The following is a 9,829-nucleotide window of genomic DNA, read 5'->3' on the forward strand; positions in this document are numbered from 1 at the left end:
CCGGTAAGAAGGGGCGCGCCGCTACTCCTCGTTGTCCTCGTCCTCCTGCTGCTGGCCCGCCTCGGCCACCTTCTTGAGGGCGCCCTTGTTCTCCCGCTTCGGGCACACGTACTTGAAAATGGGCCACGCGAAGGCGTCCGCGCGGTCGTCCCGCGCGTGCCCGCCCTCCTGGCCGGTGAACTTGGCCAGTTGCTTCTCGAGCTCGTGGTGCTTGCCCACCATGTGCACCAGCCCCGCCTCGGCGAGCTGGGACACAGGGGCCGCGCGCTCCGCCTTGCTCTGCCGGGCCCGCTCGCCCTTCACCTTCACGGTGGCATCCACGTTGCGGACGCAGTCCTTCACGAGGCTGCCGCCGGTGTTCGTCTCCGCGAAGATGAACGTCTTCCTCCTGGGCGCCAGGTGCTTCCACCGGTGCACCGCGTCCACTGCTACCTTCGCCCACGCAGAGGACTCCGGACTGCGCATGGACAGGTCCTCGAGCACGTAGGTGTGGACGAGCCCGTCCGCCTCCTCGCGGATGCCCTCCACCACAATGCCGTGCTGGTCGCTGTTCACCTTTTCGCCCGTCGCCGGGTCCACGCCTACGACGATCTTGTCGAAGAGCGGCCGCAGCTCGCCTTTCGCGTCCCGGCGCTCCGGAATGGCGGCGAGGCTCTTCACCCGCGAGGCGTTCCAGTTGACGCACTGGTAGATGCAGGCGCTCATCCCCCAGAAGAGCTCGCCGCCGTACTCGCGCCGGCCATCCGTAGTGTTGATGAGGCGCAGCGCGCGGCGCACCGTCGCCGGGTCCAGGTTGGCCGCGTTGTCGAGGGTGGTGGAGCGCGCGAGGTAGAGTCCCTCTTTCTCCGCCAGAATCTGCTCGAAGAGCGGGGTGGGTGCCGGGGTGGTGGTGATGACGAGCCGGGCCGGCAGGTCCAGCTGCTCCATGCGCGGGGTGCGCACGCGAGCCACCTTCCGGCACTCCTCGTACACGTCCTCCGGCTTCTTCTTCCACGCGACGATCTCGTCCAACCAGACGAAGGTGACGTTGTAGCCGCGGAACTTGTCGGGCCCGGCCTGGGCGGGGACGTAGAAGGCAAGCGCTCCGTTGGGGAACACCAGCGTGCGCTTGCTGCGCTGGTGCACCGGCTTGAACCAGGGTGGCGCCAGGGTGAGGATGCCGCTCAGGCCCTCGAGCTGGTTCTTGCGGATCTCCGAGTCGGTGGGGCCGACGATGAGGATGCGCGCGTTGGGGTCCTTCCGCGCCTCCTCGAGCACGGCAACAGAACCCGCGTACGTCTTCCCCGTGCCACGGCCCCCGAGGAAGAACCACGTGCGCCACTTCGTGGAGTCCGGCGGGGGCTGCTGGACCGGCCGGAGCCAGAAGCGCGGCTCGTAGTACCAGGCCAGCACCTCCGCCTGGTTCAACCGCAGCTGCTCGGCGATGCCGGGGTGAGAGGCCAGTCCCTCCGCCACCTTCTCCGCCTTGCGCAACTGCTCGCGGAACTTCATCGCCGCGAGGTCAGAGAGCGAGAACCGGCCGAGGTTGTCCGAGGAGAGGATGGGGATGCCGGCGAAGGGGTTGCGACTCGGGGGGCTGACAGCAGGGGTGGCCATCACGCCCCCTCGGAGCTGGCGCCATCGGCCTGCTCTCCCTGTTCGGCCTCGGCGCGCACCTTGGCGAAGAGCGCATCGCGCGTGTCCTCCAGTTCGAGGAACCGCCGGAGCTTCGTCTCAATCGCTTTCACCGCGTCCTCGGGTGTGACCAGGTCGAAGGCGGCTCCAAGCCCATTGGCCTGCTGCGTCGGAGCCGCCTCCCGCGGGACGGTGAATTCCTTGGGCTCCGTCACCGACATCAGCCAGGTGACAAAGCGCGGGTTCATGTGGCGATCGGTGACGCTGCGCTCGCCCAGGTTGATGAGGTACGCGCGCCGGTGGGCCCGGGCGTACTCCACCTCCATGTAGAGCTGGGTGTAGAGGCTGCGCTTCTTGCGAGCCGCCGCGTCCTTCCCCCGGCGCAGCCACTGCCCAACACAGTCCTCGGTGGTGCCCGCTCGCGCAGCTGCGGACCGGAGCACGCCCGTCCGGGCGATCTCCCGGGCGATGACGAGCACCATGTCCGGGGTGAGGGACGTCCGGGGGCCACGCAGCCCGGTGGGCTCGTAGCCCTCCAGCGGGTCCGGGGCGAGGGGCACATCCCCGCCCTCGCCCCCATCCGGGCCATCGAGCAGCTCCGGCGGCAGGTTCCGAGGGCGGGCCATGCCCTGAAGAAGGGGTGGCCTGCCCTCGCCGGGCTACGCTGTCGCGGTGGACTCGGCCGGCGGCGTCGCCAGGGCGCGAACACGCTCGTTCAGCGCCTTCGTCACGCTCTCGATGAGGTTGGCCACCGGTTCCTCATCGCCGCCCACCGACTTCGTGGCCTCGGCCAGGTCGCGGGTCGCCGAGGCGATCTCCGAGATGCCCATGAGGAAGGGGTCGGTCCGGCCCTCCGGACCGTTCACCACTTCCTCCACCTCGGCCTTGAACTCGGCCAGCCGGGTGTCCAGGTCGGTGGTGTCGATGCGGAGCGTCGCGCTCTGGCCCAGCAGCGCCCGGGCCTCACGGACGCTCGCGAGCCACCCCGCTTTGACGAGGGGGCGGCAGATCTCGAACTCGGGGAGCTCGGCGCCGGTGACGGCGGAGCGCCCCCCCGTCACGCCGCCGTACGCCATGTAGAGCTTGTCGGCGATGGCGAGGTCCTCGGGCGTGGCCTGGGCCAGCATCGTCTCGGCCGCCTGCAGCATCTCGAGCGGCGGCGTGTAGGGGGTGGCGGTGCTGCTGGACTGGGTCGGCATGGATGCCCTCCTGGGCTGACTGCGAGGTGACACCCACGAAAAGGGGTGCTGGCTCGTCCGTTTTCGTGCCGATCCACACCCCCTCCCGGCGCTCAGTCGGACGTGGTTCCGCGCGTTTACGGCCCAGGTAGCGGCCCTACACCCCAAAATTCAGGGGGTCGTCCGACAGTTTCCGGCGGGAAATCCGTGGGGTAACCGGGTGCGCAGGATTGTACCCGCCGAGCAATCCAAAGTTTGACCCCACTGTACGGTTTTTTGGGGTGGGGGTGACTACATGTCGCACATGTAGGACATGTATTGCGTTTCACTCTCACGGTAACGCTGTGCATGTAGGACAGGCGCTCGCCCCTTCTCGCTGGGCATGAGCACCCCCACCACCCCCGAGTCCAAGCCCTCGCCCTGGCTCACCATGGCGGTGCCCATCGTCGTCACGCTGCTCGGGCTCGCCGTGCAGTGGGGCACGCTGGGCGCCGACGTGCGCCACCTCGAGCGCCGCACCACCACCGTCGAGACGGACCTGTCCCGCGTCGCTGCCACCCAGAGCAACGCCGCCATCCAGGCTGGACGCCTCGAAGAGCAGCTCCGAGCCCTCAACAGCGAGATCGCCCGCCTCTCGCGCGCCGTCGAGAAGCTGACCGAGAAGCCGCAGGCGAGCCGCTGACCCTTTCACCCCGGGCCCGGCGTGCCGGCGCCCATCACCCAGGAGCACCCATGCGTCGCCTGTCCCTGTCGTCCCTCGCCGTCATCACCCTGCTGTCCCTGTCCGCCCCCGCGCTGGCCGAGCCCCAGGCCGAGTCCACGGGCGCGGGCCTCGTCACCGCGCACCTGGTCTCCCAGGCCCAGACCCAGAGCACCGCGCCCAAGGTGGCCCTGCCCGAGGCGCCTCCCCCCGACACCTCCACGTCCGGCGAGGTGCAGTTGGGCGAGGTGGTGAAGTTGGTGGCCCAGGCCGTGAGCTCCCGGAACTGGGGCCTGCTTGCCTGCGCGGTGGTGCTCGGGCTCGTGTACGTGGTGCGGCGCTTCGGGGTGTCCAAGCTGCCCTGGCTGCGGACGGACGCGGCCGGCATCGCCCTGGCGCTCGTGACGGCGGCCGGACTGCAACTCTCCGCCGCTCTGGGCGCCGGCAGGCCGGTGACGCTCTCGCTGGTGCTGGGCATCCTCACCACCGCCGCGGGAGCCTCGGGCCTGTTCAGCTGGGGAGCCAAGCTGAAGGCGGCGACCACGAGGCCCGTGCCTGCCGACATCCGATTGCGCTGACCTGCACCAACCCCTGAAGCACGAAGGGCCCGGTCTCCACCTCGGAGCCGGGCCCTTCCTTGTTCTGTAGCTGTGTCTATGCGTCCACTGCGCTTGACCCCGAACGCCTACAGCGGGGCGAGAACCGGAAGCGCGACCAACGCCGCCGCGATGGCCGCCGCCGCAGCCGCCGGGGTGATCTCCACCTGCTTCGCCTTCAACTCCTCGAGCAGTTCCTTGAGGAACGGGCGCATGAACGACTCGGCCTTGCTGGCATAGGGGGCGATGGCCTCGGCACCGCGCTGGCCACCCTGCCTGTTGCACCAGTCGTCATGGCTGTTGCGGAAGTGCTCCAGCGCATCGTCCGCACCGGTGAGGCCGAACAGCTTCCCGGACATGGCCTCCTGGGTGGCCTTGATCAGCTTCTCGGCAGCCGTGGCGTTGGCGCACTCCTCCTCGGCCTGGTTGAAGCCCAGGGACCTGGCCACCGGCTCCACCATCCGCCGGACGGCCTCGTAGAGATTGCGCTCGGCGGTGCGCGTCAGGCCCGTTTTCGTGTTGATGCTGTACGGCGCGGGCGCGGGCGTCTCGGCGTAGGCGATGGTGGCACCGAGGAGCGAGAGGATGGCGATGGCCCGGACTCCGAACGACATGCTGATGAACCGCATGAGACCTCCGATGGCACCGGCGCGCGGGATGCGGCTGGTGTGCGAACCAGAAGGGGTGCCGCCTCATGCCGAGGGGCGAGCCGGCACGTAGCCGGTGCCCCGGCAGGGATCGCAGCTCGTCACCACCACCGAGGTTCCGCCGTCGCTGCCCTCGTCATCCCCGGTGCCACCGCACGCCGAGCAGACGGCGCGGCCGATGGCCTGACTCTGCCGGGCGAGGAACAGCTGGCGCTCGAGCTCCCCACGGAGGCTGTCCGCGTCCACCCCCAGGAGCCGGAGGTTCTTCCGGCGGCCGGAGACCTCCATGTAACGCAGGTTCCAGTCCGCCTGGGCCGAGAGCGTGCCGTCCGCCTTCACGAGGGACAGGGCCGACTCGGCCTTGGCGAGCTGCTCTCGGGCCTGCAGCTGGCGCGTCTCGACGTCCACGACGTTGGCGCGGAAGGCCTCGGCCCGGGCCAGGTCGACGGTCGCGAGCTCCTCGAGGAGGGTGGAGAGGGAGGGGGGGGTGGGCAGGTGCGACGGAACGGGGCAGGGCATGGCAGTCCTCCTTGTGGGTGGGTGTGGAAAGACACGAGCCCCGGACGGCGGGGGGAGGGCCGTCCGAGGCTCGCGGAGGCCGGGGCTAGTCGGCCTCTAGTCGTGGTTGTTGGTGGGGTGGCACTCACCGGCCACTCCGTGCGCCCGGCACTTCCACTTGTACCAGTCGCAGGTGCACTGAAAGAGGGTCGCCTCGGCGCAGCACCGAACGACGTGGGCGAGGTTGCCCGGGCCGTAAACGATCGCGGGCTCCTCGGGCTCCGGCAGGCCCATCAGCTTGCGGTGGCGCTCGGTGAGGTGCATCGGCATACCGAGGAGAAGGGGTGGACGTGAATATCCACTGGGAGACAGCGTCGGTGCGGGTGAGGTACAACCCGGCGCGGGAGGGATTCACGCGCCATGGCCGACACGCAGCGGGGGAACCAGCTCGGGCAGTACCAGCTCGGACCGAGGTACAGGGACACGCAGGACATGGGTCGCATCTACCGGGCCCACAACGTGGAGACGGGCGCGCCCGCGCTGGTGCTGCAGCGCACCGAGCGACAGGTGGACGAGCAGCCCCTGGCCAACTGGCAGGTGCGCGTCACCTCCTCCGTGTCCCCGGCCTTCCTCGCCCTCGAGGTGGAGTGCGCGCCCGCAGCTGGCCTCCCCGCCGATGTCGCCGAGGAGTTCGTGGTCATGATGGGAGACGCTGAGCAGCTCGCCAACGCCGTCGTGGACCGCCCCGAGACCCTGCCGCACCTGCGCGCCGCACCCCGGCATCCCGCCGCGCGGACCACCCCCGATCAACAAATTACGAAATTTCGTAATTTCGAAACTCGCCCCGCCCCGAGCTGGCGCCGTCCCTTCCTCGCCGCGGGGCTCGTGGCCGCAGCTGCCGCCGTGCTCCTCCACCTGGGCGGAGCCGAGCCGCCCCCCCACTACGAGCCCGGCGCCGAACTGGCCCAGGGCGACGTGGACGCCGGGTGGGGCTGGGATGACGCCTCGGTCGCCACGGGCATGGTGCTCACCAACAGCGCCGATGACCTCCCCATCGTCCTGGCCCGCGCACTGCCCAAGAAGCCGTTCTCCAACCAGAAGCGCCCGCCGTGCGAGAAGCTGCTCGAGGTGGAGATCAACAACGGATGCTGGGTGCCCCACGAGGTGCGCGCTCCCTGTCCGGACCGCCTGTATGAGTTTGGGGGCAAGTGCTACCTGCCGGCTGCCAAGCCGGAGTCGTCGCCGCGGGCCCTCTCGCGCCAGTCGCTTGCGTTTGACCGGCCGTAGGCGTATCTATTGCCGTTAGTTGCAGTTCCCTGTTGCCGGACCACCTGACTGCAAGCAGGTACCAGCAACACCCCGAAGACATCGCCGACCTTTTTCTGTGCTGGTCGGCCTCAGGAAAGCCCGCCCCTATGGACTGCCCTGGGGGTCGGCCTCGGACGCCTCGCACCGGCCTTGCAGACGGTGCTGAGGCGTCTGTTTTTGGGGTGTGCGATGGGGGATGTCCGCAGTAGCACCCGACAGCACCGGCGCGCAGCGCCCGCGTGGCACGTCCGAGGTGGACGCGTCCCGGTTGTGGCTCGATTGGTGCTCAATCCTTTCTCAGACGTCACCGGCACGCGCGGCTTGTATGTGCCGGTTCGCCCGCCGTCAGGGTCCCCTGTGACCGAGCTCACAGGCCGCCTGACGCGTTTTGTCACCGCGCTCTATGGAGCGGCCCTTTCGGTAGTCCGTCTTCCGAGACAGCGCGGCCAGCCCATGGACGGGGTGCGCCAGAACGGAGCGATGCCCCGTGCCAGAGTGGCGCAAGGGCGCTGGCACAATAGTTGTTAGCAAGTGAACGGCACGTAACCTGGGGGAGGCGGGGGGGGGAGCGGGGGAAACACCAACGCAGACGTGACGGCCGACACAGGAGCTCGCGCTCCGCGTGTTGCCGTGGAGCGCCCGACGACGATGACGAACTGCAACAAGAACGAGAGAAGGCCGAAGCTGGTGCAGGTGCCCGAGGCCGGGCTCTGGGACACCGCCCAGGTGGCGCAGTACCTGAAGGTGTCGAAGTCCTGGGTGTGGAAGCAGTGCCGCGAGCGCCTGGGGCTGCCCTTCATCGAGCTCGGCGAGCGCAACTACCGCTTCAACCCCGAGGCGGTGAAGGCCTGGCTGGCGTCCCAGAGCGGGCAGCACGGGCAGGTGGGCTGAGCCGTGACGAGCGCGTACTTCCGGCCCAACAAGAAGGGGAAGGCGGTGCTGGCCGCCGGCAAGCGCCTGCAGCGGCGCGCCCCCGACTTCGGCACCTGGTGGATCCGCTACCGGGATGCCGCGGGGCGGTTGGTGCGCGAGCGTACGTCCGCGAGGATGGAGGCCGAGGCCGAGCGGATGGCCCAGGAGAAGGCGCTCCACGCCGAGCGGGTGGCCTCGGGCCTGGCGGCGCCCGCGCCGGTGCCGATGACGTGCGAGGAGCTCTTCACCCGGTACCTGGATGCCAACAAGCACCTGGGCTCCCAGGCCCCCATGCGCTCGCAGGTGAAGGTGTGGCTGGTGCCGCACTTCAAGAGGAAGCCCGTGGCGGCCGTCACCCCGGCGGACTGCGACGCGCTTCTCATGAAGTCCAGGGACGCGGGTCAGGAGCCGGCCACGGTGCGCCAGTTGCACATCCGCGCGCGTCTCGTCTTCAAGTACGCCGTGCAGCTCGGCGCCATCCGGGAGAACCCCTGGGATCGCGTCCCCAGGCCGAAGGTGTCGGTGAAGACGCCCCGCTTCCTCTCGCGCGAGCAGGTGGCCGCGCTGCTGCAGGCCGCCGGGCAGTACCGCCTACTGCTGCTCACCGCGGTGCTCACCGGCATGCGCCGGGGCGAGCTGGCGGCGCTGGCCTGGGGGGACATCCACTGGGACGAGGGCCCCCTGGGCCTCATCCACGTGCGCCGCAGCTGGAAGCGCGACACCACCAAGGGCGGCAAGGAGCGGATCATCCCCCTGCACCCCGCGCTCCGGGCGGAGCTCGAGGCCGCCTTCAGGGCGCTGCCCCGGGACGGGCAGGGGGCGCTCGTGGAGCCGCTGGTGTTCGCCTCGCCCGAGGGCGGGTTGCGCAACGAGGGGTGGCACACCGCGAAGCTGGTGCGCCGGATTGCCGCTCGCGCAGGGGTGGAGCTGCCCCGGGGCTTCACCTTCCATGACTTGAGGAAGACGTTCCTCACCCACCTGTTGGCGGACACGTTGGGAAACCTCGGTGCCGGCCAGCAGCTCGCTGGGCACTCCACGCCCGCCGTCACGTCCACCTACTACCTGGGCCGGAACATCGACTTCCTCTCCCAGGCCGTCGAGTCCCTGAGGCTGGTGGAACCAGCTTCAGCACCCGAGCACAAGGCGAGCACACGGCGCCTGAAGCTCGTCAGCAACGCAGCAGGAAGCACCAGAAAGGGGCAGCAATAATGCGTACTTACGGTTCGCCGCCTCCCCGGCGGAGTCCGAGGGCCTTCATCTTCTTGTAGAAGTGACCGCGCTCCAGATCGAGCAGCCGCGCCGCCTCGGTGACGTTGTCCTGCGTGTGCGCGAGTGTGAACAGGATGATCTCCCGCTCGGCGTCCTCCACCTGCTCGCGGAAGGTCCGATCCACGCGAGGACGGAATCCGCCGCCGGGCGCCGGGGCCGCGGGAGGCGCCGTGGGAACGGGCACGGCGGGGGTACGCGGCGCGGAGGCCTCGGCGAACGGAGCCACGGACGGCGGCACGGCCCCCTTGCCCCGGGGCAGCAGCTCGGCGGCCTCCTGGCCGGTGACGACGGGGCCCTCGCAGAGGATGGCCAGCCGCTCCACCAGGTTGCGCAGCTCGCGCACGTTGCCCGGGTAGTCATAGGCGGACATCACCGCCAGCGCCTCGGGGGACAGGGACAGCGGCCGGCGCCCGTTCTTCGTGCACGCCTCCTTCAGGAAGGCGTCGATCAACGCCGGCAGGTCCTCCCGCCGCTCGCGCAGGGGGGGCGAGTGAATCTGCACCACGTTGATGCGGTAGTAGAGATCCTCGCGGAAGCGCCCGGCCTCGATCTCCTTCTCCAGGTTCTTGTTCGTCGCGGCGATGACGCGCACGTTCACCTTGAGGGTCTCCGCGCCGCCCACCCGCTCCAGCTCGCCCTCCTGCAGCACGCGCAGCAGCTTGGTCTGCATGGCCTGGGGCATGTCGCCAATCTCATCCAGGAAGAGCGTGCCCTCGTGGGCCAGCTCGAACTTGCCGCGCCGCACGCTCACCGCGCCGGTGAAGGCGCCCTTCTCGTGGCCGAACAGCTCGCTCTCGATGAGCGAGTCGGAGACGGAGGCGCAGTCGAAGACGACCAGGGGCCCGGCGGCGCGGCGCGACAGCTTGTGAATGGCCTTGGCCGCGGCGCCCTTGCCCGCGCCCGTCTCGCCCACCAGCAGAATGGTGGAGTCCGTGGTGGAGATGCGCTGCAGCAGGGCGAAGATCTGCCGCATGGGGACGCTGCGCCCGACGAGATCCCCCAGCCGGTCCTCGGCGGAGGGATCGATCTGGACGGGGGCGACCTGGGGGCTGAAGCGCAGGCGCACGTCGCCAACCTCGAGGAGGGCGCCGGGGCGCAGGTAGGCCT

General features: G+C 69.8%; 12 protein-coding genes. 5 read left to right on the forward strand and 7 right to left on the reverse strand.

All coding sequences use genetic code 11. The features are described from left to right. Positions 1 to 21: 21 nt before the first annotated feature. From AC16DP_RS22255 to AC16DP_RS22265, 3 genes are read right to left on the reverse strand one after another with little or no spacing between them, the layout of a single operon-like run. Positions 22 to 1,596, reverse strand: coding sequence for a terminase large subunit domain-containing protein (locus tag AC16DP_RS22255; RefSeq protein WP_329730655.1), 1,575 nt, complete (start codon positions 1,594 to 1,596; stop codon positions 22 to 24). Further along, complete coding sequence (locus tag AC16DP_RS22260) at positions 1,596 to 2,240, reverse strand: hypothetical protein (protein WP_329730654.1); 645 nt, start codon at positions 2,238 to 2,240, stop codon at positions 1,596 to 1,598. Before AC16DP_RS22260 ends, AC16DP_RS22255 begins: the two co-directional genes overlap by 1 nt. 33 nt (positions 2,241 to 2,273) lie before the next feature. Next, entirely contained in the window at positions 2,274 to 2,813 is a 540-nt protein-coding gene (locus tag AC16DP_RS22265) for a hypothetical protein (RefSeq protein WP_329730653.1), read from the reverse strand. Between the two features lie 361 nt (positions 2,814 to 3,174). Between AC16DP_RS22265 and AC16DP_RS22270 the strand changes: the two genes are divergently transcribed. Both AC16DP_RS22270 and AC16DP_RS22275 read left to right on the forward strand, forming a co-directional pair. Further along, positions 3,175 to 3,474, forward strand: coding sequence for a hypothetical protein (locus AC16DP_RS22270; RefSeq protein WP_329730652.1), 300 nt, complete (start codon positions 3,175 to 3,177; stop codon positions 3,472 to 3,474). Positions 3,475 to 3,524: 50 nt separating this feature from the next. After that, positions 3,525 to 4,070, forward strand: a complete 546-nt coding sequence (locus AC16DP_RS22275; RefSeq protein WP_329730651.1) for a hypothetical protein — start codon at positions 3,525 to 3,527, stop codon at positions 4,068 to 4,070. Positions 4,071 to 4,177: 107 nt separating this feature from the next. Here AC16DP_RS22275 and AC16DP_RS22280 read toward each other — a convergent pair whose 3' ends face one another. The 3 genes from AC16DP_RS22280 to AC16DP_RS22290 all read right to left on the reverse strand — a co-directional run bounded on the left by AC16DP_RS22280 (position 4,178) and on the right by AC16DP_RS22290 (position 5,557). Beyond that, positions 4,178 to 4,717: a hypothetical protein gene (locus tag AC16DP_RS22280; protein WP_329730650.1), complete on the reverse strand. Its 540-nt coding sequence runs from the start codon at positions 4,715 to 4,717 to the stop codon at positions 4,178 to 4,180. Positions 4,718 to 4,780: 63 nt separating this feature from the next. After that, positions 4,781 to 5,254 carry a DnaJ-like cysteine-rich domain-containing protein gene (locus tag AC16DP_RS22285; RefSeq protein WP_329730649.1) on the reverse strand — a complete coding sequence of 158 codons (474 nt, stop codon included), beginning with the start codon at positions 5,252 to 5,254 and terminating at the stop codon, positions 4,781 to 4,783. 96 nt (positions 5,255 to 5,350) lie between these two features. After that, positions 5,351 to 5,557 (reverse strand): hypothetical protein, encoded by a 207-nt coding sequence (locus AC16DP_RS22290; protein ID WP_329730648.1) that lies wholly within the window; start codon positions 5,555 to 5,557, stop codon positions 5,351 to 5,353. Positions 5,558 to 5,653: 96 nt separating this feature from the next. Here AC16DP_RS22290 and AC16DP_RS22295 point away from each other — a divergent pair, with 96 nt between their 5' ends. The 3 genes from AC16DP_RS22295 to AC16DP_RS22305 all read left to right on the forward strand — a co-directional run bounded on the left by AC16DP_RS22295 (position 5,654) and on the right by AC16DP_RS22305 (position 8,662). Beyond that, positions 5,654 to 6,520: a hypothetical protein gene (locus tag AC16DP_RS22295; protein WP_329730647.1), complete on the forward strand. Its 867-nt coding sequence runs from the start codon at positions 5,654 to 5,656 to the stop codon at positions 6,518 to 6,520. Positions 6,521 to 7,189: 669 nt separating this feature from the next. Then, complete coding sequence (locus tag AC16DP_RS22300; RefSeq protein ID WP_329730646.1) at positions 7,190 to 7,432, forward strand: helix-turn-helix transcriptional regulator; 243 nt, start codon at positions 7,190 to 7,192, stop codon at positions 7,430 to 7,432. 3 nt (positions 7,433 to 7,435) lie between these two features. Beyond that, positions 7,436 to 8,662, forward strand: coding sequence for a tyrosine-type recombinase/integrase (locus tag AC16DP_RS22305; protein WP_329730645.1), 1,227 nt, complete (start codon positions 7,436 to 7,438; stop codon positions 8,660 to 8,662). 7 nt (positions 8,663 to 8,669) lie between these two features. Here the strand turns inward: AC16DP_RS22305 and AC16DP_RS22310 are convergent. Beyond that, the coding region (locus tag AC16DP_RS22310; RefSeq protein WP_483956852.1) for a sigma-54 interaction domain-containing protein at positions 8,670 to 9,829 on the reverse strand (1,160 nt) is incomplete at its 5' end.

This window comes from Archangium sp., assembly GCF_057119385.1.